Below are 25,083 nucleotides of genomic sequence, written 5' to 3' on the forward strand. Positions count from 1 at the left end.
TTAACCTTGCCCAGCTGGTCGTCTATGAGACAAGATAGTTTTAAATTTAATATATGACATACTGATGGGTATGTTATTGAGTAAATTTAAAAACCAATTAAGTGTAAGGCAAAAAGGCGAGCTTGATTTAACGCAAAGTCAAATAAAGGTTGGCAAAACGGCTAAATCAGCTTGCCAAGCAGCTCTTTGCCAAAAGCCTCAAGCTGTACCATATCTGTTACATCCTTTTGAAAAAGTGGCATTTTAGCATAATGGTAGCGGCTAAATTTATCATCGCTCATAGCTACATACTCGCTTTCTTGAGCTATCCTAGCGCGTAAAAACTCATCACTTGAGCTAGCTGGCAAGATTTTATTTAGCACTACAGCATATGGGCTAAGCCCCTTATCATGCAGGCTTTTTATGGCACGTTCAGTCTCGGCGACTGCTAGTTTTGAGGCGTTTAGCACTAACACTATGGCGCAGCGAGTGGGATCTTTTACTAAATTTGAAAACGCACTATACCTAGCATATCTCTCATCAAGCACCTCCACTAGCCTCCCCCTGATAAAGCCATCAGGATCGCTAAAGCGGTTATCTTTGCCGCCTTCTAAATGCCCTAGCACACTCTCAGCCATACCGCCGCGTTCTTGCATGCTTAGGAGGGTTTTACTCCATTCTTTTAGCTCCTTTGGCATAAAAAATAGCCGCAAGGTATGTCCTGTAGGTGCAGTGTCTATGATGACGTGTTCGTATTCGCTGGCTTCTTTGGTTAGTATTGTGCTAAGTCGCTCAAAAAGCGCCGCCTCAAGGGTGCTAGCGCTATCTGCGACTTTGGCAAAATAATCATCAATCTGTCCGTAGCTATTTGCCCCCACAAAGCCCCTCATGCTGGCTGCGACTTTATCTACGTATGATTTTGCCTCGGCTTTGGCGTCAATTTCTGTGACGCTTAAATTTGGCGTAATCTGTGTTGGGGTATTTTTAAATTTAGTCTCAAAAATATCGCCTAAATTATGGGCTGGGTCTGTTGAGATTAAAAGCACCTTTTTATCTTTTGCTAGTGCTACAGCAAGTGCGCTACTTGTGGTGCTTTTGCCCACTCCACCTTTGCCACCTACAAATACTATCTTTGGTATCATTTATCAGCTCCTTAACAGCAACAACTGCATGGAAAATTTTCAAAAAATGAGTGCTTAAGTCCCACTTTTTGGTGCCATCTATGAAAGCGTGGCATGAGGGCTGGGAGCATCTCAAGAGTGTAGAGGGAGTAGGGATTCTCTATGCCGTAAAGCTCGCTAAAAGTAATAATCATAAAAAAATCATCAATCTCGCTATTTTCTTTAAAAATGGCGCTTTTATGCATGCCGACATAGAATTTTTCTAAATCTTTGCTAAAGCGTACTAGCTTTTTTATCACGCTACGCTCCTTTAAATTTATATCTTAGCCCCAAATTATATGGGGCTAATAGTGCTAAGGATTAAGCCTCAGCTTTTTTCTTTGCTAAAATCTCACCTATGACCTTAAGTGCTGAAAGCACCACAAGCAGGGTAACAACTATCACGATAGCGTTTAGTACGGTTAGCAGGTAATTCTCCGCTCTAAAATAGTCCCCAAGCTTAATAAGCGCACCCCAAAAGCTCATAATCAAAATAAAGCTCATCGGCACAAGTGCTACGAGACTACCGCTAAATTTACGAGACCTTAGTAGTATGACACCAACGACCATTAGTGTAAGGCTAGCTAGGAGCTGGTTTGTCGCACCAAATAGTGGCCAAATGGCAACTTTACCGTCGCTTACGCCGTTTATTGATATAGCAAATGAAGTAGCCACAGCTACGATGGTTGCTATACCCTTACCGCGCAAAAAGCTGATATTGTAAATATCGCCCCACTCTTGAATGATGTAGCGTTGCAATCGGATGCCAGCGTCCATAGTCGTAGCTGCAAAAAGGATAACCATAAGTGATAGCAGGGTAGCGCTTGCCTCTTTTGGAATTCCAAGCCCTTCGTAGATGATAGCACCGCCACCTTTTACGAAGCTTGCCACACCGCCTTTGTATAACTCAGCCCAGCTGGCTACGTTTAGATCTGCGTTTACCAGGCTAAGACCCGCTACGCAGGCTATGATAGTAGCTAGCGATAGACTGCCCTCACCCATAGCGCCTAGATAGCCTACAAAGCGTACGTCTTTCATTTTATCAACTTGCTTTGAAGTCGTACCAGAGCTGACGATACCGTGAAAGCCGCTAATCGCACCACAAGCAACTGTGATAAATAGCACAGGCACGATGATATGCCAGCCACCTGGAGTGTCTGTTACAGCTGGGATAAATGTCGGAGCTGCTATATTTGGGCTTACTATTAAAATGCTAGCATAAAGCAGGATAAGTCCGACAAAAAGCTGAATGCCATTTACATAATCACGTGGCTGAAGTAGTGCCCAAACTGGTAAAATTGAAGCAATACCAGCGTATATATAAAGAATAATAACCCACTGTGCATTTTGACTAAGCCCAAAAAGGCTATCAGGTAGGCTTACTGGCACTGCTACACCAAGTGGCACAAGTGCGTAAAGAGCGATTACCGCAACTATTGTTACAGGGATTAAAGGAAGCTTGAGCTTGTATATGCACTGCCCCATAATAAGCGCAATCGCCACCGCACCCCACGCTGGTATTATAGTCGTGGCTTGTTCGACACTCTCTTTTGCTATGATTACGCCAAATGCGCCATTTACCATTAAAAGCACAAGGAAAATCACGACCATAAATAGCTGTCCTACCTTGCTACCTACAAAGCGAGTACAGATTGTACCGATACTCTTACCCTCATTCCGCACAGATGCCCAAAGTGCGCTCATATCGTGTATGCCTGCAAAAGCGATAGTGCCTATAACCACCCATAAAAACGCTGGAAGCCATCCCCACTGCACTGCAATAGCTGGACCCACGATAGGTGCAGCACCCGCTACAGCAGTGAAGTGATGTCCCCAAAGGACAAATTTATTTGCTGGTACAAAGTCGACCTCGTCTCTAAATTCGTGCGCTGGAGTGACGAATTTATCATCAAGCTCTAGTACCTTTGACGCATAAAAGCGCGAGTAAACAAACCAGCCAAATGCAAAAGCTGCAAAGCCGATTAACATAAGCCATACGGCGTTCATAATTAATCCTTTCAAATAAGATTGTATTTAAGATTATTATATATTCTTTTTATTTAGTTTAAGATAAAATTACATTTTTTAACTAATTAAAACATTAAGTTATGTAAATTTGTTACAAGGAGTTTAAATGTGTAAATTTTTTAATCTTTATTCTCTAATGGCGTCTTTGCTAGTGGGGATTGGGTGCTGGTTTTTGGTGGATTATATAGACCCACTTTCGCTTTATTCTTTCCCGCTTGAAATGGTAAAAATTTTTGCTATGTTGGCTGTGTTTTTATGCTGTATATTTGCGATTTTGTCGATAGTCGGCATATTTATAAAGGCTGTTTTTAAGCCAAAATGCACTATCGGCTAAAGCAAAAATTAAGTAAAAGGCTTTAAATTTATCTTTACGATAATATTTTTAAAGCCTTAAATTTTATGGCTTTTTGATATTATAAAATCGGTCTAAAGCCACTAAAGTGCGTAATTTTGGATATTTTGATAAAAGTTATTATTTTAATTTAATATCAAAAACAGCCATAAATTGAAAAATTATTCATAAATTTTAATCTGAAATTTATCCTTTTTGCTATAATATTGCAAGAAAACTTAAGCGGATAAACTTTATCCTAATTAAAGGCAAGACATTGAAAGTATATTTAGACAATAACGCAACGACCATGCTAGACCCTGAAGCATACAAGGCGATGCAGCCGTTTTTAACAGAAAAATACGGTAATCCAAACTCCCTGCACTCTTTTGGTTCAGAAACTCACCCAGCCCTAAGAAAGGCGCTTGATGAGCTTTATTCTGGGCTAAATGCAAAAGACAGCGACGACATAATCGTAACAAGCTGCGCCACTGAGAGCAATAACTGGGTGGTAAAGGGCGTGTATTTTGACCGCATAGCAAAGGGTGATAAAAAGCGCGTCATCACGACCGCAGTAGAACATCCAGCTGTAATTATGACCTGTGAGTTTTTAAAAGATTTAGGCGTGGAGCTAACGGTGCTTGATGTAAACAGTGAGGGCGTTGTTACTCCGCAGCAGTTACGTGAAGCGATGAGCGATGATGTGGCGCTTGTTTCAATCATGATGGCAAATAACGAAACTGGAATGATTTTTCCTATCAAAGAATTAGCTGCCATAGCCCACGAATACGGCGCGCTCTTTCACACAGATGCGGTGCAAGCAGTGGGTAAAATTAAAGTCGACGTGCAGGATTTGGGCGTTGATTTTTTAAGTTTTTCAGCGCATAAATTCCACGGACCAAAAGGCGTTGGCGGGCTATATATAAAAGATGGACAAAGCCTTACGAGCCTGCTTCACGGTGGTGAGCAGATGGGTGGACGTAGGAGCGGAACGCTTGATGTAGCAGGGATCGTGGGCATGGCAGAGGCGTTAAGTCTAGCGAATAAATTTATGGATTATGAAAACTCTCACGTGCGCCGCTTAAGGGACAAGCTAGAGGACGCGCTACTGCAAATCCCAGATGTAACAGTCGTGGGAAGCCGCGAAAATAGAGTGCCAAACACCATCTTAGCTTCGATTAAGGGCGTCGAGGGCGAGGCGATGCTGTGGGATTTAAACAAAGCTGGCATAGCCGCCTCAACTGGCTCAGCCTGTGCTAGTGAAGCTCTTGAGAGCAACCCTATAATGGAGGCAATCGGCGCTGATAGCGACCTGGCTCACACGGCACTTCGCCTAAGCCTAAGCCGCTTTAACACCGAGGAGGAGATAGACTACGCCATCGAGCATATCAAAAAAGCGACCGAGCGATTGAGAGCTATCTCAAGTACCTTTGCCTACGCTCCGCAGTGGCATAAAAGCGGCCTGTAGGGTTTAAATTTGAAAGCGGCAGTTTTACAAAAATACGGCAAAAAGCTGGAAATTTTAGAGCTAGCACAGCCACAGGTAGGTAGTGGCGAGGTGCTGGTGCGGCTGCTTTATGCTGGCGTAAATCCGCTTGATAATATGATAAGTCAGGGCAAGCTTAGACTCGTGCTGCCATACCACACTCCGCTAATAGCTGGCAATGAGCTTGTCGGCATAGTCTGGCAAGTGGGCGAGGGCGTGAGCGGGCTAAAGGCTGGCGATAGGGTCTTTGGTAGAGTTGATTTTGATCAAATAGGCACATTTTGCGAATTTGCCGCTCTTAGGGCCGATACGCTAGCACTTGTGCCAGACGGCTTTAGCGACGAGCAGGCTGCTTGCTTGCCTTTGGCTGCGCTTACGGCTATGCAGGCTTTTAGCGAGCTTGGCGTGGTGGCTGGGGGTAGGCTTTTTATCTCTGGTGCGAGTGGTGGCTTTGGGCTTGTGGCGGTGGCTTTGGCAAAGGCTATGGGCTTATGGGTGTGCGCTAGCGGAAATGAAAGGGCAAAACAGACGCTTTTATCGCTTGGGGCTGACTGCTTTATAGACTATAAAAAGCAGGATTATTTGGGCATTGAGAAGGTCGATTACGTCATAGATACGATAGCGCAGGCAAAAAGACAGCTTGCGCTTTTAAAGCCAGGCGGTGCGCTTGTGAGCTTAAAAGATATGCCAAATCTGGCCTTTGCGCGCAAAATGGGCTTTGGATTTGCCAAAAGAGCGCTTTTTGCTCTGACTGGATGTGGGCTTGATATGGCGGCAAAAAGGCGTGGAGTAAGATATGGCTTTGTCTTTGTGCGCGCTGATGGGGATGAGCTTTTAAAGGCGGCTAGGATTTTAGAAAAGTTTAAATTTAAACCAAAAATAGATGAAATCTTTAGCCTTAATGAGGCAAATTTGGCACTGCAAAAGGTCGCAAATGGCGCAACAAATGGCAAAGTGCTAATAAAAATATCGTAAGGAGAAAAAATGGCAAAAAACAATCTAATAAGTGGCTCGATTTGGGATGAGTATTCACAAAAAGTGCAAGATAGGATGAATAATCCCCTTTATATGGGCGAAATCACCGAAGAGGAGGCTAAGGCTAAGGGCGCAAAGCTTATCGTGGCTGACTTTGGCGCGGAAAGCTGCGGCGATGCGGTGCGGCTTTACTGGCTAGTTGATGAGGCTACAGATACTATAATCGAGGCTAAATTTAAAAGCTTTGGCTGTGGCACGGCGATAGCTAGTTCTGATACTATGGCTGAGCTTTGTATTGGCAAAAAGGTCGATGAGGCGGTAAAAATAACAAATTTAGATGTCGAAAGGGCTATGCGGGATAATCCAGACACCCCAGCTGTCCCACCGCAAAAAATGCACTGTTCTGTTATGGCTTATGACGTGATTAAGGCCGCTGCGGCGCAGTATAAGGGCGTGGATCCAGAGCATTTTGAAGATGAGATAATAGTCTGCGAGTGCGCACGTGTAAGTCTTGGCACGATAAAAGAGGTCATCAAGCTAAATGATCTAAAATCGGTCGAGGAGATCACCGCTTACACCAAGGCTGGGGCGTTTTGTAAAAGCTGCGTCAAGCCTGGCGGACACGAGGAGAAGGAGTATTATTTAGTCGATATACTTCGTGATACTAGGGCTGAGATGGAGGCTGATGCGGCCAAGGAGCAGGCTGCGGCTAGGGTAGCGGCTCTAAGCGGCGAGCAGGGCTTTGACGAGATGAGCGTGGTGGGGCAGCTAAAGGCTGTTGAGGCGGTGATTGATGCGGAAATTCGCCCTATGCTGGCAATGGACGGCGGAAATATGGAGATCCTAGACATCAAAAAGGACGAAAAAGACGGCAAAATCGACATCTACATACGCTATCTGGGCGCTTGCAGCGGCTGTGCGAGCGGTAGCACTGGCACGCTTTATGCTATCGAGGCAGTGCTACAAGAAAATCTAAGCCCAAATATCAGAGTCTTACCGCTGTAACCACCCCCCCCCATTTTTGCTAGCCCATTTTTGGGCTGGCTTGGTTTTTGGATTATGATAAATTTTAAATTTGAGTGTTAAAATGGGAGGATTTGTTTGCACTTAAAACTCAATCCTTTTAAGCGCGCTAAAATAAGGCTTTAAAATTTAAATGCTATACCTTATCTTTATTATCCACTAGAGAATCTAAGCCTATGGCAGAGGATTAGATCTTGGGTATTTTTATTTTGATGAAAGTATTGCGTGGATTTAAATTTAAAAGCTAGGTTAAAGTTTTTGGGGCTTTGTAAACCCCAAAATCAAAAGTCATCAATTTAAAAAGCTACACAAGTCCTTGCTTTCTAAACTCAAATAGCACTTTTACAAACTCTTTCATCTGCTCTGGAGTGCCTAGGCTTAGGCGGTTGTAGTTAAAAAACGGAGCAAACGGCCTACCCACGTAAATGCCACGAGCTTTCATATTTTTGGCGTACTCTCTTGTGTCAGCGCCCACTTTGTGAAAGATGAAATTTGCCTGCGAGTCTGCGTAGCTAAGCCCCAGTTTATCAAGCGCTTCGGTTACGATTTGCCTTGAGAGATTTATGCTTTTTAGGCTGTAGGATTTAAATTCCTCGTCCGCAAAGACTGCGCTAGCGGCCACAAGCCCAGCTAGATTTGCATTGTCAAATGATAAAAATTTATTAAACTCCTCTATATTTTCCGCGCTAGATAGGCAGTAGCCCACACGCTGTCCAGCTAGGGCATATAGCTTTGAAAACGTCCTAACTACAGCTAAATTCTTAACCTTTTCCTGCAGTAATGATATAGCAGAGATAAAGCTTGGATCATTTACCAGCTCGGCATACGCCTCATCGACTAAGAAAAATTTATCACTTTCTCTCTTTATCCACTCATTTAGTACGCTTGATGGTGTTAGCATTGCGGTTGGGTTGTTTGGATTGCAGACATAATACACGCTAAGCCCATTAAAGCCAGCTGCGGCCTTTTTCATCGCTTCAATATCAAAACTTAAATCATCTTTAAGCCCCACTAGCACGACTGGGACACCCACGCTTTTTGCGTAGCGCTCGGCGTAGTTAAAGGTCGGATTTGGCGCGATGAGTTGGATTGGTAAGCCCTGGCTTTTGGCTCTTTGGGCTAGGGCTAGGATTATGGACTGGATATTTTGCGACGAGCCACTACCTATGCCGACATTCTCTGGCGCTAGCTTAAAGGCGGTGGCGATTTGCTCTGTTAGTTTTTCTTGCTGTGCGTCTGGGTAGCGAGAGCCGATACTTAGACTTTGGCTGATAGCTCTTTTTGAGCTTTCGCTCATGCCAATGGCGTTTTCATTGTAGTTTAGCAGTAGCGGATACTGCGCACTTGGCTCACTTTTTGCAGCCAGATTTGTACCAGCTAGAAGTGTTGTAGCTGATATTAGTTTTAAAATTTCTCTTCTTTGCATTTTTTTATCCTTTTTAAATTTATTTTTTAGTGGTTTATGGGCGCTTTAAAGCCCCCCCCCAAAGTCCGCATTTACAGCTTTAAGCTCATTTTTGCCGCATAACACTCATCATAAAATCTCCTTTTTTAATTAACTCTTTCAATAATTGTGTTGTTTTCTATCCTAGGCAAAGCATACGCTACTACCTAATGCGGCTCGTATCGCCCTGTGATATACCCGCCAACATCTAGTTCCACTTCGCTTCACCTAGAAACTTTGTTCTCACTTATGGCACGCAAGACTAGCAGTGGCTTGCTAGGCTCACGCCTGCCAACGCTCCTGTGGCAGCACCATTAAGCATGACCACCACAGATGTCTGCACGATTTTTAGCATTTTTGCAAAACTCAGCGCAAAAATCTGGGGAGCTTCGGCAAGTCCTACGGACTTAGGACGACGGCTGCTTTTTTGCGGCTCGTATCGCCCTGTGATATACTCGCCAACATCTCTAGTTCAGCTTCGCTAGCCTAGAAACTTCGCTTCGCTTGTTTTAAAGAAACTGCGACTTCGTCTTGTTTTAAAGAAACTTCGTTTTCACAGAAACTGCGCTTCGCTTGTTTTCACTTTATGCGCGCATAGCAAGCAGTTGCCCTGCTAAGCCACTTCGTGGCTCCTGCACTGTAAGCGAGCAAGCAAGCATATTACAAAGCAATGCGAGCGATGGCTTAGCCGCTCATATATGTGGTGCAGTTTGCATTATGGCTTTAATTTTGCAAGCCAAAGCAACACAATTTTTAAAAGAGCTTTTTAATATGCTTAGTATTTTTTAGCTTGTGTTAGAGCAAATCGCAAATTACCCAAGCCTAAAAGCTCTCATTTTGCCACTCTATCTTGCGTGCCATATCCCTAGCACACTCATCGCCTAAGGCGTCTCTTACAAATTTTAGCGTCATATCTATCCCTGCACTCACCCCAGCACTAGTATAATACTTCCCGTCCTTGCTATATCTTGCCCTGCTTAGTTTTATACTCCTATCTTGCGACTTAACCCACTCAAAGGCGGCGTGGTTTGTGCTAGCACTTTTGCCGCTTAGCAGTCCAGCACGAGCTAAAAGTGCGCCACCTGTACAGACGCTTAGCACGTATGTGTGCGTCTTGCAAAGCCCCTTTAAAAGCCCTATAAAACGCTCATCATCTATCACCTTTCTAGCTCCAGCCCCGCCAGGGACTAGCAGCACATCGCCGCTATTAGCCTCTGCTTTTTGACTTAGCAGGGTCGCACTGCTTGCACCGCTTATCTCGCCACCATTTAGGCTTAGGTAGGATATTTTTGCGTCTAGGTTTTTAAAAATAGCAAGGGCTCCAAATAGATCAAGCTCTAAAAATTCATCATAAATAAGTGCATTTACTATCATAAAATCTCCTTTTATAGACATTTTTCGCACTTTTTGGGTGGACTATTTTGCTACGCTCTATTAAAAGCCTAATACATTCTATTTTGCTTGCTTTGGATTTTAAATTTATCGGCTGTTTTGCCGCAGATTTTTAGCAGAGTTTAGGCAATACATTCGCAAATTGCGGCTTTGTAGATTTTGGGTTAAGATTGGGCTCTCTACGACCATATTGCCTCCTTTTGTATTTAAAATATGTTTATTTTATCTTAACTTTTCTTTTAGTTTCTTTAAAAATTGTAAAAATTTCATTAAGTATTTTTTAAGATAGGGGGGGGGGTAGAATACCTAATATAAATTTTACCAAAAAAGGAAAAATTATGAAAAAGTTATTTTTGCTCGCTATTTTGGCGGTATGCTCACTAGCTAGTGGTGCCAATGATGGTGTAAATTTTATGGCTAATTTAAGCAAAGCCTGTGATAATGGAGATGCTAATATGTGCTCGCTTGCAGCAGAGCTTTATCAAAATGACCAAAGTATAGCCGACGAGAAAAAGTTTTTTAAATTTAGTAAAAAAGCATGCGATTTAGCCCCAAATGATGTCTATGCAGTAAATTGTCATAACGCAGGCATGGGCTATTATGAAGGTCATCCATTTAAGAAAAATAAAAAAGAAGCGGCTAGGTATTTTAAGCTAGCTTGCGAGAATAAAAAAGAGCCACACTTTCAGTCTTGTGCTGTTTTGGGCATGCTTTATGAAAAGGGCGAAGGCGTAAAAAAGGACGTAGCAAAAGCGAAAAAGCTTTATGCTAAAGCTTGTGATAACGGTTATGGTGCTGGTTGTGCGTCGATTGGTTTGATTTTTCATAATATGGGGAACATCACAAAGGCTAGAGAGTATTATGAAAAAGCGTGCGAGCTCGGATTTTCTGCGGTTTGTGGATTTTAAATATATGCTTAGCTGGTACTTAAAATAGCATAATATAGTAAAATTTATTTAATGCTCAAAAAAGGCACAAATTCTGCTTTTTGGCTTTTTGCAGCTTTTGTGTCCTTGTGGTGAAAACTTTTTTATTGAGTATAGGATTTATAAGTAGGGTTTAAGCAAAAACCGAGCTTTAGTTTTGCATATTTAAAATTGTAAAAATGGTGCTTATCTACACTTAAAACTACAAAAATTATTTAGGTTTAATTTAATCATGTTGCTAAAAGCCCTTTGTCTTAGGAATTTTAATGAAAAATCAAGATATGCGGATTAATAAGCTAGAATAAATTTACCCACCTAAAATATCTTTTGTAGCCCTATTTCTGGCACTTTTTTATCCCTAAAGGCGGCTCGTACCCTATCCATACCGCTATAAAACTCTCTCATCATCACTAGGCTTAAATACCTGCCAAAATGTGTCGGCTCCACTCGCCCAGCCCTAATGCTAACCGCCCCAGCAAGACGCAGCATACTAAGCTCTTTTGCCATATAGCTTAGCAGGTTACAGGCGTTATGCGCATTAAATTTATCCACATCTATCGCCCCATCAAAAAGCGCTGTAACAAAGCGATACCGCACCCTATCACGTGGCGCAAATTCACAGCGCGCTAGCACGGTGCTTTTTCTCTCGCTCACCCTGCGAGTGTACTCTTCAAGATCAAAAGCATTTACCAAAAGTGCCCCTTCGCTAAAGCTAAATGCCCCACTTCCAGCGCCTATAAAATCCACTCCAGCGCCCACGTACTCGTCTTTTAGCTTTGAAGGGCGAAGGGCAAACGCCCACGCATTTGTACGCTCATAGCCAGACATTTGCTCGCAGATGATGTCATAATACTCTCTCTCATTGTCCTTCATCTTCGCACCCAGACTACGCTCTATCGCCTTTGTCGTGATATTTGAGCGCATAAGCGGATAAAAGGTTACTTGCTGAGCGCCACTTTGCTTTACCACTTCTATATCGTGCCTTAGCTCGTCTGCACTCTGCTTTGGTAGGTTAAAAATCAGATCAACGCTAAGCTCAGGAAATATCCCCAAAGCCTGCTCTATACGCTGTCTAATCACGCTAGCTGAGCCAAATTTATCATATCTTGCTACCCGCTTTAGCGTCTCATCATTAAAGCTCTGCACCCCCACACTTAGGCGATCTATTAGCCCCTTAAAGCGCTGTAGCTGCTCTGGCTTTATGTGGCTGGGGTCGGTCTCGGCTGATACTTGAGTAACGCTAAACTCATCTTTTATATATCGCAGGGTCTTTTCTAGCTCGCCTTCATTTATTAGCGTAGTACCGCCGCCGATGTAAAGGGTCTTAAAGTCGTAGCCAGCTTCTTTTAGCATCAAAAGCTCTTGCTTTAAGCTAGCAAAATAGGCCCTTGCTCTATCTTCGTCATACTGGTACTTGTGAAATGAGCAGTAAGGACAAAAGGTGTGGCAAAACGGCACGTGGATATAGAGCATATACTCACGCCCTGCTTGGGGGATTTTTTTAAACTCACTAGCTAAAACTTCGAGCTTGAAATTTTTTTTCAGAGCGTTGCGCATAGAGTGCTCGGCGTATTTTGTAGCGACTTTTTCTATCTGATTGCTAAATAACACTATATAATACCTTGTAAATTTTTGGCTAATAATATCTAAAGTTTTATTAAATTTAACAAATTTTTTTAAAAATTTTCTAAGAAAACAAACATAATCTTTATCTTAGTAAATTTATAGTAAAATCTTGCGAAAATTACCAAAAAGGCGATAGATGATAGACGTAATGCAAATCCAAAAAATTCTCCCACACAGATACCCGTTTTTACTCATCGATAGAGTAGTCGAGCTAGAGCCTAGCAAGCACATCGTAGCCTATAAAAATGTAACCATAGGCGAGCCGATATTTCAGGGGCATTTCCCAGGACATCCGATATATCCTGGAGTGATGATAATTGAGGGCATGGCGCAAGCTGGCGGCGTGCTAGCATTTAACTCAATGAGTGAAGAGGGCAAGGCAGACGCGGCAGAGAACAAGGTCGTTTATTTTATGAGTATCGACAGGGCAAAGTTTCGCCATCCAGTCCGCCCAGGCGATAGACTGGAGTATCATCTAAGCGTGCTAAAACACAAGGGCAATGTATGGGTGCTAGACGGCAAAGCCTATGTAGATGATAAACTAGTGGCCGAAGCCGAGCTAAAAGCGATGATAGTGGATAAGTGAGTGTTAGGACTATGAAAAAAACATTAAATTTTTGCTTGCTAAGCCTATCTAGCAAGCCTGCGAGTCTTATGGCTTTTAGTGCGTGCGATATGCGTCTGCACTCTAGGCTAGGGCTAAATTTTAGCGAGAAGTAAAATGATAGCAAAAACGGCGATTATAGAAGCTGGAGCACAGCTTGGAGAGGGCGTGGTTGTAGAGGATTTTGCCTTTATTAGCAAGGACGCTGTAATAGGCGATAGATGCGTGATAAAGCAGGGTGCTAGGGTGCTTGGCGATACGCACATAGGAGAGGATAGCAAAATTTATAGCTACGCCATTCTTGGTGACATACCGCAGGACGTGAGCTTTAAATCTGGGGATTTTAGCGCACTTCGCATAGGTAAAAGAGCGAGCATTAGGGAGTTTGCGACTATAAATTCAGGCTCAAACAAAGGCGACGGACACACTCGCATAGGCGATGACGCTTTTATTATGGCCTACTGTCACGTTGCGCATGATTGCAGGCTGGGAAATAGCGTGATTTTGGCAAATAATGCTACCCTAGCTGGACACGTCGAGATTGGCGATTTTAGTGTCGTAGGCGGTCTGACGCCTATACATCAGTTTGTAAAAGTGGGCGAGGGTTGTATGATAGCAGGAGCGTCTGCGTTAAGTCAGGACGTGCCACCATTTTGCCTAGCTGAAGGCAACCGAGCTTACGTGCGGGGATTAAATTTAGTCGGACTTCGCCGCCGCTTTGATAGAGAGCAAATAGATAGCCTGCTTGGGGCTTATAGATTTTTGTTTAAGCAGGGCATCTTAAAAGAACAGGCCAGTGAACTACTTAATCTAACAGATGACATAAACGTAAAAAAGATGTGTGAATTTATATTAAATACGACGCGGGGGATACCGCTTAAGGGGAGGGATAATGGCTAATAGGTGCAGTTTTTGCGGTCGCGAAGAGAGTGCTACGCGCAAGCTTTTAGCTGGTAGAGATGGAGCTGAGTTTATCTGCAACGAATGTGCGCGTGAGGCGAATAAAATTTTTAATGGCGAATACCGCGGAGCTAGCGAGTCTTTTGGGGCTGATGAAAATGCTAAAGAGATAGAGTATGCGCACTTTACGCCAGCAAAGCTAAAAGAGGTGCTTGACGGATATGTTATAGGTCAAGACAGAGCCAAAAAGGTCTTTAGCGTGGGGGTTTATAACCATTATAAAAGAATTTTTCGCCATGATTTAGCAGATGATGACACAGAGCTAGCAAAGTCAAATATCCTGCTCGTTGGCCCAACAGGTAGCGGTAAAACCCTAATGGCGCAAACGCTGGCTAAATTCCTCGACGTGCCTATTGCAATCTGCGACGCTACAAGCCTAACAGAAGCTGGCTACGTGGGTGAGGATGTCGAAAATATCCTAACTCGCCTTTATCAAGCAGCAGGCGGCGATGTCGAAAAAGCCCAGCGTGGGATAGTCTTTGTCGATGAGATAGATAAAATCGCAAGAATGAGCGAAAACCGCTCTATAACTCGTGATGTCAGCGGTGAGGGCGTGCAGCAGGCCTTGCTAAAAATCATAGAAGGCAGCGTGGTAAATATCTCCGCAAAGGGTGGTCGCAAGCATCCTAATGAGAATTTCATCCAGATAGATACGAGCAATATTTTATTTGTCTGTGGTGGAGCGTTTGATGGGCTGCTTGATATAATAGAACGCCGTGTAGGCAAAAACGTATTAGGTTTTAATCAAGAAAAGCGCGGCAAAGACGAAAGAGATGATCTGCTTAGCCTGCTTGAGACAGAGGATTTAGTCCACTATGGGCTAATCCCAGAGCTAATAGGGCGCCTTCATGTCGTGGCTACACTAAATGAAATCAATGAAAATGATATGGTAAGAATTTTAAAAGAGCCGAAAAACTCACTCGTAAAACAGTATGAAAAGCTCTTTGCTATTGATGATGTGGTGCTTAAGTTTGATGATGAGGCGCTGCGTGAGATAGCAAGCCTTGCTCTAAAGCGCAAAACTGGCGCACGTGGACTTCGTAGCATAATGGAAAGCGTTATGATGGATACTATGTATGAGCTACCGAACCTGCGTGGCTATGAGATTATTATTACGCCTGAGTTTGTAAAAGGCGATGAGAGCGAGCCAGTAAAAATTTTAAAACAAAATGCAAAAGGACAGATATGATATTAGACCAGCTTGTGGGATTTTTTTCTAGTGATATGGGTATTGATTTGGGCACGGCAAACACCCTCGTGCTAGTAAAGGATAAGGGTATAATTATAAACGAACCAAGCGTGGTCGCAGTCCAGCGTGAAAAATATGGTAAGCAGAGAATTTTAGCCGTCGGACATGCAGCTAAGGAGATGGTAGGCAAGACCCCAGGTGATATTGAGGCAATACGCCCTATGAAAGATGGCGTCATAGCGGACTTTGATATGACTGAAAAGATGATACGCTATTTTATAGAAAAGACTCACAAAAGAAAAAGCTTTGTCCGTCCTCGCATAATTATTAGCGTGCCATATGGGCTTACGCAAGTCGAGCGAAAGGCCGTTAGAGAGAGCGCTCTCTCAGCTGGGGCAAGAGAGGTGTTTTTAATCGAAGAACCAATGGCGGCGGCTATCGGAGCAAATTTACCTGTGCGTGAACCGCAGGGCAGCCTTGTTGTGGATATAGGCGGTGGCACGACTGAGATAGGTGTTGTTAGCCTTGGCGGACTTGTCATTAGCAAAAGCATACGCACCGCAGGCGATAAAATCGATAACTCAATAGTTAATTACATAAAAGAAAAATATAATCTGCTAATCGGCGAACGAACTGGCGAGGAGATAAAAATCAGCGTAGGCTCAGCTATCGCTCTGCCTGAGGAGCTAAGCATAGTGGTAAAGGGACGAGATCAGGTAAGTGGGCTTTTAAGCCGTATAGAGCTAACCAGCGATGATGTGCGTGAAGCTATGCGTGAGCCACTAAAAGAGATAGCAGACGCTCTAAAAACCGTGCTTGAGATGATGCCGCCTGATCTAGCTGGCGACATAGTAGAAAACGGCATAGTCCTAACAGGTGGCGGAGCGCTAATCCGTGGGCTAGATAAGTATCTTTCTGACATAGTTAAACTGCCTGTTTTTATAGCCGATGAGCCGCTGCTTGCTGTTGCACGTGGCACTGGCAAGGCATTAGAGGAGATAGGACTGCTTCAGCAACTAAGTAATGAAGACTAAATTTTATGTTTTATTGCTTTTTGCCATACTTTGTGCTGGCTCGATTTGGTTAAACTCAACCACCACAGCAGTAGCCACTGGATTTAGTGGATATGTGCTCGGGCTTTGGGATAGCGCCAGTCATAAGGTGGCCAACACTTTAAAACAGCACTTTTATCAAGCAGAGCATATAGCTCAGCTTGAGGCTAAGAATGCCGAGTTAGAGCGAGATAGTGAGCTTTTGGGTACATTTGCCACAGAGCTAAATAACCTAATCGCCGCAAATACCCAAAGCGAATTTAAGCCAGAAGTAACGTTAAGCAGGGTGCTAGGATATGCTAGCATTAGCGATTACACAAAGCTATGGCTTGAGATTTTTAGAGGTTTTAGCTCGGATAAAATTTATGGGCTTATAAGTGACGGTAAAACTCTCGGCATAGCCATAGAAAAAGACGGCAGACCGCTGGCTATTTTGCAAAATGACCCAAAAAGCTCCTTTTCTGTTTATATAGGAAAAAACAGAGTGCCAGGCGTAGCAAGCGGAAATAGAAGTGGGGTTGTGGTTAAATTTATCCCAAAATGGCTTGATGTAAAGCAAGGAGATGAGGTTTATACAAGTGGGCTTGACGGGATATTTTTCACAGGTGTACCAGTGGGACAAGTAGTAAAAGTAACAGACGAAAACTCCTATCAAGAAGCTTTATTAAAGCCCTATAATGACCTTTTTGCACCGTCATATTTATACGTAATAACAAAGGAAAGATAATGCCTAAACGCACCGACATTAACACCATTTTACTAATAGGCTCAGGGCCAATAGTCATAGGGCAGGCTTGTGAGTTTGACTACTCTGGCACGCAGGCGGCAAAGACCCTAAAAGAGCTAGGTTACCGAGTGGTGCTTATAAACTCAAACCCAGCTACCATTATGACTGACCCAGACTTTGCGGACGCTACCTACATCGAGCCAATCACAAAAGAGAGCATTTTAAACATCATCAAAAAAGAGCACGTCGATGCGATACTGCCCACTATGGGCGGACAGGTGGCACTAAACGTGGCTATGCAGCTTTATGAAAGTGGCGAGCTTGGGGCGGTTAAATTTATAGGCGCTAACCCAGAAGCGATAAAAAAGGGCGAGGATAGAGTTGCTTTTAAAGAGGCGATGATAAAAATCGGTATGGACTTGCCACGCTCGGCTTATGCCTACACTATGGACGAGGCCTTAAAGGCAGCCGATGAGATAGGCTTTCCGCTTATAATTCGTGCTAGCTTTACCTTAGGCGGAGGCGGTAGCGGCGTGGCGTATAATATCGATGAGTTTCGCGAGATAGCCGCAGCTGGCATTGAGGCAAGCCCAATAGACGAAATCCTAATCGAAGAAAGCTTGCTAGGCTGGAAAGAGTATGAGATGGAGGTTATTAGGGACTATAATGATAACTGCATAATCGTCTGCTCGATTGAAAACTTTGACCCTATGGGCGTGCATACAGGCGATAGTATCACCATAGCACCAGCGCTCACGCTAACTGATAAAGAGTATCAAGCAATGCGTGATGCCTCCTTTGCGGTGCTGCGAGAAATAGGCGTCGATACAGGCGGCAGCAACGTGCAGTTTGCCATAAATCCAAAAAACGGACGAATGACAATTATTGAGATGAATCCACGAGTTAGCCGCAGCTCCGCCCTAGCCAGCAAGGCCACAGGCTACCCCATCGCCAAAGTCGCCACCCTGCTAGCTGTGGGCTTTAGCCTGGATGAGATAAAAAACGACATCACAGGCACGCCAGCTAGCTTTGAGCCAGTGATTGATTATATCGTTACAAAAATTCCACGCTTTACCTTTGAGAAATTTAAAGGCGTCGATGAGCGGCTGGGGACTGCGATGAAAAGCGTAGGCGAAGTAATGGCGATTGGCGCTAGCTTTAAAGAGAGCGTGCAAAAGGCGCTTTGCAGCTTAGAGCGTGATTATTTTGGCTTTAACCACCTAAGCCTAAGCCAAGATGAGATAATCCACGGACTTAGAAACGCAAATGAAAAGCGGATTTTAATAATCGCCCAGGCCTTTAGGGAGGGTATGAGCGTGGAGCAGATCCACGAGCTAAGCGGCGTGGATCCGTGGTTTTTAAGCCAAATCAAAGAGATAGTCGAATTTGAAGCACGCATAAATATGGACATCCTAAACGACGCCGAGCTAATGAGACGAGCCAAGGTTATGGGCTTTAGCGATGAGATGATAGCTTATCTGATAAATTTAAACGACGGCTTAGGCAGCACGCAAAATGACGTCTATTACGCCAGAAAAGAGCTTGGCGTGAGTGCGGATTTTAGGGAGGTAGATACCTGCGCTGGGGAGTTTGCCGCCCTTACGCCATATCTTTACTCAAGCACATCGCCCACGCCTATAGCCCAGCCAAGCACGAGCAAGCAGGGCAAAAGCGTGCTAATAATCGGCGGCGGCCCAAACCGCATAGGACAGGGCATAGAGTTTGACTACTGCTGCGTGCAGGCGAGCTTTGCGCTGCGTGATATGGGCGTAAAAAGCATAATGTATAACTGCAACCCAGAAACCGTCAGCACCGATTATGACACCAGCGACGTGCTATATTTTGAGCCGATAGATTTTGAGCATTTGCGAGCGGTGATTGAGCGAGAGAGGCCTGATGGCGTCATAGTCCATTTTGGCGGACAGACCCCGCTAAAATACGCTAAGAAGCTCACCGCAATGGGCGCAAAAATCATAGGCACAAGTGCGCGCGTTATTGACGTGGCAGAGGATAGAAAGAAATTTAGCGAATTTATCTGTGCCATAAACGTCAAGCAGCCACAAAACGCCACTGCCACAAGCGAAGCCGAAGCCGTCATAAAAGCCGCCGCCATCGGCTATCCAGTGCTAGTGCGACCTAGCTACGTGCTAGGCGGACGGGCTATGCGTCGAGTTTATAGCGAGAGTGAGCTGCGTGAGTATATGAGCGAAGCTGTAAGCGTGAGCCACAACTCCCCAGTGCTGATTGATAAATTTCTCCAAGACGCTACGGAGTTAGACGTTGACGCCATCAGCGACGGCAAGGACGTCTTTGTGGGGGCGATAATGGAGCATATCGAAGAAGCAGGCATACACAGCGGCGACTCAGCCTCAATCCTGCCGCCTTTAAATTTAAGCGACGATTTAATCGAGCAAATTTACACCTGCACCAAAGAAATCGCCCTAAATCTGGGCGTCGTGGGGCTTATGAATATCCAGTATGCCATTTATGAAAACGAGCTATATATCATCGAAGTAAATCCACGTGCAAGCCGCACCGTGCCGTTTGTCAGCAAGGCAATAGGGCTAGCGATGGCTAAAATCGCCACTCGTGTAATGTGGCAGGGCGGGCTAAAAGAGGCGATTAAATTTTACGACACCTACGGCGTGCTTTACGAGCGAAACGACGGCATTTTAACTACCACGCAAAAGCCCTACATCTGCGTAAAAGAGAGTGTCTTTCCGTTTAATAAGCTAAGTGGGGCTGACCCTATCCTAAGCCCAGAGATGAAAAGCACAGGCGAGGTGATGGGCATTAGCAAGAGCTTTGAGCTTAGCTTTGCAAAGGCTCAAATCGCAAGCCAAAACGCCCTGCCAAAGGAGGGCAAGGTGCTGCTAACCTTGGCTGACGCTGATAAAATCGCAGGCATTGCGCTTGCTCGTGAGCTTTCTAGCCTTGGCTTTAGCCTAGTCGCCACTGGTGGCACGCACAAGGCCTTAAAAGCCGCTGGCATTGAGTGCGAGGCAGTGTATAAAATCAGCGAAGCCCGCCCAAATGTCGAGGACGCTCTAAAAAATCGCCAAATCGCTCTAGTTATAAACACCAGCGACGCCAAAAGCAGCGCCAGCGACGGAGCGAAAATTCGCCAGCTAGTCCTGCGGCTAAAAGTGCCGTATTTTACGAACTTGCGAGCCGCAAGCGTGGCAATCCGCTCAATCAGCGCAATGCAAAAAAGCGAAGTAAATTCAGTAGGAAGCCTGCAGGAGTATCTAAGCTTAAGATAAAATTTTTGGCTTTGGGGCGGCAGCTCGCTTCGCTTGCTTGCCTTATTCTAGCCAGCTCGCCTCGTGAGCCATTTTTTACAAACTTTGGGGCTCACATACTATTAGTATGCTTCGCCCATCGCTGCCTTCGCTTTGCTCGCCAGCTCTCAGTTTGCAAAAAATCATCTCACAATTCTCGCATTTTTACACTCCTGTCTTGTTGAATTTACTTAAATTTGGCAGACGAGCTCGCCTCGTGCGTCTTTTCACAAATTTCGTCGCTTACATACTTTAGTATGTTTCGTCCATCGCTGCCTTTTCTAATGCTCGCCAGCTTCCAGTTTGTAAAATTTCATCTTACGATGCTCGTATTTTTTAAATTTCCTTACTTCGCAGCGAAGTCAAGTTTCACTTTGAGGCAGGGGCTATACTCCATTGACTCATCTAAAGCACACTGCGCCTTTCTGGCGCGCCGTCTAGCATGCGTCGCCTCACGTTTTTGCTTTGCTTAGGCTATTGGCTTACTGAATTCATCTCACGATTTTCGTACTCTTGTGTTCCTGGCTTGTTGAATTTGCCGTTCTTTGTGGCAAGGGACTTTGTCTCATTGATTTTGCTTTTTTAAATTTAATTTCTCGCTACCGCAAGTTTTAACCTTTTTACGGCGAGACTGAATTTGTCAGTAGCTTGCCTTTAAATTTGCATTTTCCACGAGACAGACGCTACTCCTGCATTCTTGTTTACGGAGTATGAAATTAGCACAGTATTAATGATAAAAATTTATTTAATTTTTTATTATATAATTGTAATTACACAAATTTAAAAATTAAGGAGAAATTATGAGCGAACTAAGCAAAAAACCAGTAGTAGATGTGGCGGAGGATAACGCATTTTTCCCGTCAGAGTTTTCACTTTCGCAGTTTACTGCGCCAAAGACCGATTATGACGGTAGCAAATATGAGCGCAAAGTAAGCGGCAAAAAGGTGCTTGCGATAATGACCGAGGAGCGATATTTGCTGATGAAAAATGGCACGTTTTTTTCCACAGGTAATCATCCTGTCGAGACACTTGTGCCGCTTTTACATCTAGTTGAGGCTGGCTTTGAGGTGGATTTTGCCACGATTAGCGGTGCGCCTGTGAAGTTTGAGTTTTGGGCTATGCCTAGCGATGATGAGGCTGTTAAGGGGCTTTTTGAACGCTATAAAAAAGAGCTAAAAAGCCCACTAAAGCTTAGCGAGATTGACCTTGACGCATCAGATTATGCGGCGGTTTTCGTCCCTGGCGGACACGGCGCTATGGCTGGTGTGCCTGAGAGTGCGGACGTTGCAAATGCGCTAAATTGGGCGATGAAAAATGACCGTCACGTCATCGCGATATGCCACGGACCAGTCGCGTTTTTGGCTACTGCGGCTAATGGTGAGTTTGCCTTTAAAGGTTATGAGATGGTGGCATTTCCTGATGGTGAGTTTGACGCTGCTTTGGTTGAGATTGGTTATACTCCTGGTGGGCTGCCTTATTTTGTGCCAGAACGACTTCGTGCGCTTGGTGCAAAGGTGCTAAATAGCGATATAAAGGGCGCGGTACATAAAGACAGAAAGCTTTTAACAGGCGATAGTCCGCTAGCTAGTAACGCTCTTGGTAAGCTTGCTGCACAGGAGCTTCTTGCTACGTTTGCGTAGGGATTTGGCGATTTTAGTCTAGCTTTTACGAGCTTTGATTTTGCCTATTTTTGGTTTAAATTTATTAACCAATCCAGCCTTGAAAAGGCATTTTTTAAGGCTGGGTGCTGTTTTGTGCTGGGTTAAAATTTACTTAATGTGTTAACAGGCTTTAATACACGTAAAATATAGCGGAGTTTAAATTTAGGCTTTTAAAGAATAATCCTACTATTATAAATTTTAATCTCCAGTACAAGCTTAGTGTCATTAATTTTGCTCTAGTGTTTGTTGGCGCGATTTTTAGCGCTTCCATAGAGCAGGGCTTAGCGTAAATCGGAGAGTTTAGCTTTGCTGAGCCTTTTATTAATACGTGCAGCAAGCAGTTGCTGTATTAATCCTTCATATGAGGTTTCATGCGAACTGTGCCTTAAGTGAGCAAAGCTTTTTTAAACGATATTTAGCCACAGGTTTTAAAGAGGCTTTCGTTTTACTAAATAAACTGTGATGTTAGCAAGTCGCCCTGAGATATGAGCGATGGCTAAGCCACAACTGGCTAGGCTTGCGTTTTTACTCAGCCTGATAATAGTGATAAGTTTAACATTCCGCTTTTTACTCGCACTTAATATTGAGAGTTTTACGGAGTTTTCTATGCATGACTTAGGTATATTAGCTAGCAGCAAGAGTTATTTTATAAGCCTCTAGGCTTACCGTCATAAGCTTAAAATTTATAGCCCACTGCACCTATCTGTTAAATTTACCACCACAAAGTCTAAATAGCCATATCAAGCTTTCTGTAAAAGCGTATCTCCTCACTTTTATTTGTCTGCTTTTTATCCTCACGCTTTAAAAAATCATCAACATAATTTAGCGTGTAAATCTCCCTTGCAGTGATTTTATCGCCGTTAAAAAGGCTGATTAAAAAGCCCTTTTTGAAGTAGTTTTGCACCGCCTTTGTGCCAAGCTCTTTTAGGCTTACTATCTCGCCATCAAGCTTTATTCCTAGCGTGTCAAAATCAAGCTCTTTTATCTCGTCATTATTTAGCTCGCCTATTTTTAGGTTAAGGCTAGCGCGCCGTCCGTCTTTTGTGAGATTGTTTAGCTTGCCAGTGTCGGTGTAAAGCTCACGTACCTCAATCTCTCTGCCGCTATCAAATTTAAGCGTAATAGAGCCACTTTTATTTAGCCGCATAGCCACGACGCTATCGGTGTCTTTCATCATTTGCGCCATTTTATCAGGCATAAATCTAAACCTATCCTCAACTAGCTTTAGATTTGTCTCGCTAAAGTTTACTCCAGCCGCTTTTTCAAATTCATTTTGCATCGTTTTTAGACGGACTGAGGTCGTTTTTTCTAGGAGTGTTATGTATTTTTGCGCCTCTGGCACCTCAAAATCCCTCATCTGCTTTGATAGCTCCTCTACCACGCCTTGATATCGTGCCTTTTCCTGCATGTAATCGTTGTAAAACTGCCTAAAATTTAGCTTTTGATACTCCGTATAGCTCATTTGCGAGCCTACGGTTTGCCTTTGTTCTACATATTTTCTTTGGTAAAACGGATTAAACTCCTCAAGGCGAGGTTTGTTATCAAGACCCATTTTTGTGTAAGCAAAGTTTTTTATGCCATTTTTTTCGTTAAAAATCAAAGCATTATTTGTCCTTAAATCCACCCAGCCATCAGCATTAGCATAACTTTCAAAAAAGCTCTTTATCTCTTGATTATCTAGCTTTTTATAGCGGTATTTTGCGTCAAATTCAGTATATGGGTCGCTTGCTCGATTAAGTATGCGCTCATCATCGATATTGACGTATTCTGTATACATCCAGTTATCTTCTCCTGCGGTTGACATTATCTGTTTTGAGTGGTTTTTTATCTCTTTATTTATAAACTTAGTCAAGTCAATCGCACCTATTACATCGCTTAGTTTTAGGGTGTTTTCGTTGCCGTTTTTGTCGTATCCGCGTACCTTTAGCTTGTCAAAAAGCTCATCATTTGTATCAAGCAAGCCGTCGCGGTTGCTGTCTAGGTTAAAGAGTTTGAAATTTTGCCCCACTTCGCTCATGATGTCTTCATCATCATATAGGTCAAGGTATACTTTTACCTCGCCTTGTGGGGTGAGTAGATAGCTGTCTTTTGCATAGGTGTTTAAATTTAGCACCTTTGTATCGATGTAGCCTACTTGCTGGCGAGGGACTTCTATTCTAGTTTTACCTATGTCTCTAGGGTTGTCTTTATCGTAAAAGTTTTTTAGACTAAAATATGTCGGATTAAACTCATTTGGTATTACGTATGTAGGAGAGCTCTGGCTAAACACCGAGCCTTTAACACCCAAAAACTCATCTTGTAGTAATTCTCTATTTTCTCTTAAGCTGGTAACAAACTTTATATCTTTGCCTTGTGCTTCTAGATGCTTTGTGTAGCTGTGCTCGCTAAATGCTATATATATAGTGTCTTTGTTATGTTCAATTGGGCTAGTGTCTATCTCAGGGTGCGTTATGTAGTGTATTTGCGAGCGGTCTATAGTGGCGGTTTGCGCATTTTGCAGTAGACCTTTAGCTAGTTTTATTAGGTTTTCTTGCTTTTGCTTTAGACCAAGCTCCGTCATACTTATGCCGTTTATTTTAACTATTTTTATCTCTTTTGGCTTTGATTGCTCTATATTTTGGGTGCTTGGCTGCTTTAAAATTTCAGTTGGATTGATATTTAAAAGACGATATGAGGGTGTCGCTATTTTATCCATTTTGACTCCTTTGCTAGCTATATCGGCAAAATGAGGAATAACTTTAATATAAAAAGGCTTTAAAAGCACCTAGTAAAGGGGATAAATGCTAGGCTTTTATGTAACTTTCTAGCTCATAAATTTTATCTAGTGCTTTTAGCGCACTGTTTTTTGCGCTCTCGCTTAGCCCCTCTTTAAAATCAAGCACATTTTCAAGTAGCACTCCGATACCTAAAAACAGCGTCTTTTCGCAGATTTTGCGCAGGTAGCTTAGTAGTACTGGTACTGGTAGGTTGTGTGTGGAGTAGATGTAGTCTCGCTCATCGCTAAGATCTAAAAACTCTATCCTTTCTTTAAAGCCACTTACCGCATCGGCTACGACTATTATATCTGGAGCATACTCTCTAATAGCGCTAAATTCATTCTCTGGCACGTCCTGCCCAAAAAATACTCTCCAGCCCACAAGCCCGCCACGCTCGCACTCACGCTCGACTAGCCTTCCTAGCTCGTTTGCCACGTCATCATCGCCGCGCATAGGGTTTCCCACGCAAAGCAGAGCCTTTTT

At 43.6% G+C, this 25,083-nt stretch carries 22 protein-coding genes; 13 read left to right on the plus strand and 9 right to left on the minus strand.

The window, feature by feature from the left end; genetic code table 11:
* Nucleotides 1-161 precede the first annotated feature (161 nt).
* The 3 genes from LBC_RS00715 to LBC_RS00725 form a co-directional block, all read right to left on the minus strand.
* Nucleotides 162-1,121 carry a TRC40/GET3/ArsA family transport-energizing ATPase gene (locus LBC_RS00715; RefSeq protein ID WP_221254224.1) on the minus strand — a complete coding sequence of 320 codons (960 nt, stop codon included), beginning with the start codon at nt 1,119-1,121 and terminating at the stop codon, nt 162-164.
* Between the two features lie 11 nt (nt 1,122-1,132).
* On the minus strand, nt 1,133-1,399 hold the full coding sequence (locus tag LBC_RS00720; protein WP_260173416.1) for a cory-CC-star protein: 267 nt from the start codon (nt 1,397-1,399) through the stop codon (nt 1,133-1,135).
* A 61-nt stretch (nt 1,400-1,460) separates the two neighbouring features.
* The gene (locus LBC_RS00725; RefSeq protein ID WP_221254225.1) at nt 1,461-3,146 is read right to left on the minus strand and encodes a carbon starvation protein A; all 1,686 of its coding nucleotides are present in this window, start codon (nt 3,144-3,146) and stop codon (nt 1,461-1,463) included.
* Nucleotides 3,147-3,273: 127 nt separating this feature from the next.
* On the opposite strand from LBC_RS00725, the gene LBC_RS00730 reads away from it, so the two are divergent.
* The 4 genes from LBC_RS00730 to LBC_RS00745 all read left to right on the plus strand — a co-directional run bounded on the left by LBC_RS00730 (nt 3,274) and on the right by LBC_RS00745 (nt 6,964).
* Nucleotides 3,274-3,501: a hypothetical protein gene (locus LBC_RS00730; RefSeq protein ID WP_221254226.1), complete on the plus strand. Its 228-nt coding sequence runs from the start codon at nt 3,274-3,276 to the stop codon at nt 3,499-3,501.
* Nucleotides 3,502-3,775: 274 nt separating this feature from the next.
* Nucleotides 3,776-4,966: a NifS family cysteine desulfurase gene (locus LBC_RS00735; RefSeq protein WP_221254227.1), complete on the plus strand. Its 1,191-nt coding sequence runs from the start codon at nt 3,776-3,778 to the stop codon at nt 4,964-4,966.
* A 9-nt stretch (nt 4,967-4,975) separates the two neighbouring features.
* Complete coding sequence (locus tag LBC_RS00740; RefSeq protein ID WP_221254228.1) at nt 4,976-5,959, plus strand: NADP-dependent oxidoreductase; 984 nt, start codon at nt 4,976-4,978, stop codon at nt 5,957-5,959.
* Between the two features lie 9 nt (nt 5,960-5,968).
* The gene (locus LBC_RS00745) at nt 5,969-6,964 is read left to right on the plus strand and encodes an iron-sulfur cluster assembly scaffold protein (protein ID WP_221254229.1); all 996 of its coding nucleotides are present in this window, start codon (nt 5,969-5,971) and stop codon (nt 6,962-6,964) included.
* Between the two features lie 322 nt (nt 6,965-7,286).
* Here the strand turns inward: LBC_RS00745 and LBC_RS00750 are convergent, their stop codons facing one another.
* Entirely contained in the window at nt 7,287-8,408 is a 1,122-nt protein-coding gene (locus LBC_RS00750) for a histidinol-phosphate transaminase (RefSeq protein WP_221254230.1), read from the minus strand.
* Between the two features lie 840 nt (nt 8,409-9,248).
* The gene (locus LBC_RS00755; protein WP_221254231.1) at nt 9,249-9,800 is read right to left on the minus strand and encodes a DJ-1/PfpI family protein; all 552 of its coding nucleotides are present in this window, start codon (nt 9,798-9,800) and stop codon (nt 9,249-9,251) included.
* 356 nt (nt 9,801-10,156) lie between these two features.
* Between LBC_RS00755 and LBC_RS00760 the strand changes: the two genes are divergently transcribed.
* On the plus strand, nt 10,157-10,726 hold the full coding sequence (locus LBC_RS00760) for a tetratricopeptide repeat protein (RefSeq protein WP_221254232.1): 570 nt from the start codon (nt 10,157-10,159) through the stop codon (nt 10,724-10,726).
* 333 nt (nt 10,727-11,059) lie between these two features.
* Here the strand turns inward: LBC_RS00760 and LBC_RS00765 are convergent, their stop codons facing one another.
* Complete coding sequence (locus LBC_RS00765; protein WP_221254233.1) at nt 11,060-12,355, minus strand: coproporphyrinogen III oxidase family protein; 1,296 nt, start codon at nt 12,353-12,355, stop codon at nt 11,060-11,062.
* A 151-nt stretch (nt 12,356-12,506) separates the two neighbouring features.
* On the opposite strand from LBC_RS00765, the gene fabZ reads away from it, so the two are divergent.
* The 8 genes from fabZ (at nt 12,507) to hchA (ending at nt 21,823) form a co-directional block, all read left to right on the plus strand.
* Complete coding sequence (gene fabZ, locus LBC_RS00770) at nt 12,507-12,956, plus strand: 3-hydroxyacyl-ACP dehydratase FabZ (RefSeq protein ID WP_221254234.1); 450 nt, start codon at nt 12,507-12,509, stop codon at nt 12,954-12,956.
* An 11-nt stretch (nt 12,957-12,967) separates the two neighbouring features.
* Nucleotides 12,968-13,090, plus strand: coding sequence for a hypothetical protein (locus LBC_RS08980; RefSeq protein WP_260173417.1), 123 nt, complete (start codon nt 12,968-12,970; stop codon nt 13,088-13,090).
* Between the two features lies 1 nt (nt 13,091).
* Nucleotides 13,092-13,874: an acyl-ACP--UDP-N-acetylglucosamine O-acyltransferase gene (lpxA, locus tag LBC_RS00775; RefSeq protein ID WP_221254235.1), complete on the plus strand. Its 783-nt coding sequence runs from the start codon at nt 13,092-13,094 to the stop codon at nt 13,872-13,874.
* Nucleotides 13,867-15,123, plus strand: a complete 1,257-nt coding sequence (gene clpX / locus LBC_RS00780) for an ATP-dependent Clp protease ATP-binding subunit ClpX (RefSeq protein WP_221254236.1) — start codon at nt 13,867-13,869, stop codon at nt 15,121-15,123. The genes lpxA and clpX overlap by 8 nt, the downstream gene beginning before the upstream one ends.
* A complete protein-coding gene (locus LBC_RS00785) occupies nt 15,120-16,157 on the plus strand; it encodes a rod shape-determining protein (RefSeq protein ID WP_221254237.1) in 1,038 nt (345 codons plus the stop codon). Before clpX ends, LBC_RS00785 begins: the two co-directional genes overlap by 4 nt.
* Entirely contained in the window at nt 16,147-16,902 is a 756-nt protein-coding gene (gene mreC, locus LBC_RS00790; protein ID WP_221254238.1) for a rod shape-determining protein MreC, read from the plus strand. Before LBC_RS00785 ends, mreC begins: the two co-directional genes overlap by 11 nt.
* Nucleotides 16,902-20,165, plus strand: a complete 3,264-nt coding sequence (gene carB, locus LBC_RS00795; RefSeq protein WP_221254239.1) for a carbamoyl-phosphate synthase large subunit — start codon at nt 16,902-16,904, stop codon at nt 20,163-20,165. Before mreC ends, carB begins: the two co-directional genes overlap by 1 nt.
* Before the next feature lie 818 nt (nt 20,166-20,983).
* Nucleotides 20,984-21,823 (plus strand): glyoxalase III HchA, encoded by an 840-nt coding sequence (hchA, locus tag LBC_RS00800; protein WP_221254240.1) that lies wholly within the window; start codon nt 20,984-20,986, stop codon nt 21,821-21,823.
* 151 nt (nt 21,824-21,974) lie between these two features.
* On the opposite strand, the gene LBC_RS00805 is transcribed toward hchA, so the two are convergent.
* The 3 genes from LBC_RS00805 to LBC_RS00815 form a co-directional block, all read right to left on the minus strand.
* The gene (locus tag LBC_RS00805) at nt 21,975-22,181 is read right to left on the minus strand and encodes a hypothetical protein (protein WP_221254241.1); all 207 of its coding nucleotides are present in this window, start codon (nt 22,179-22,181) and stop codon (nt 21,975-21,977) included.
* Nucleotides 22,182-22,571: 390 nt separating this feature from the next.
* Entirely contained in the window at nt 22,572-24,539 is a 1,968-nt protein-coding gene (locus LBC_RS00810; RefSeq protein ID WP_221254242.1) for a hypothetical protein, read from the minus strand.
* An 88-nt stretch (nt 24,540-24,627) separates the two neighbouring features.
* Entirely contained in the window at nt 24,628-25,074 is a 447-nt protein-coding gene (locus LBC_RS00815; RefSeq protein WP_260173449.1) for a hydrogenase maturation protease, read from the minus strand.
* Between the last annotated feature and the right edge of the window lie 9 nt (nt 25,075-25,083).

The sequence above is a fragment of the Campylobacter sp. 19-13652 genome, from assembly GCF_019702925.1.
GTDB lineage: Bacteria > Campylobacterota > Campylobacteria > Campylobacterales > Campylobacteraceae > Campylobacter_A.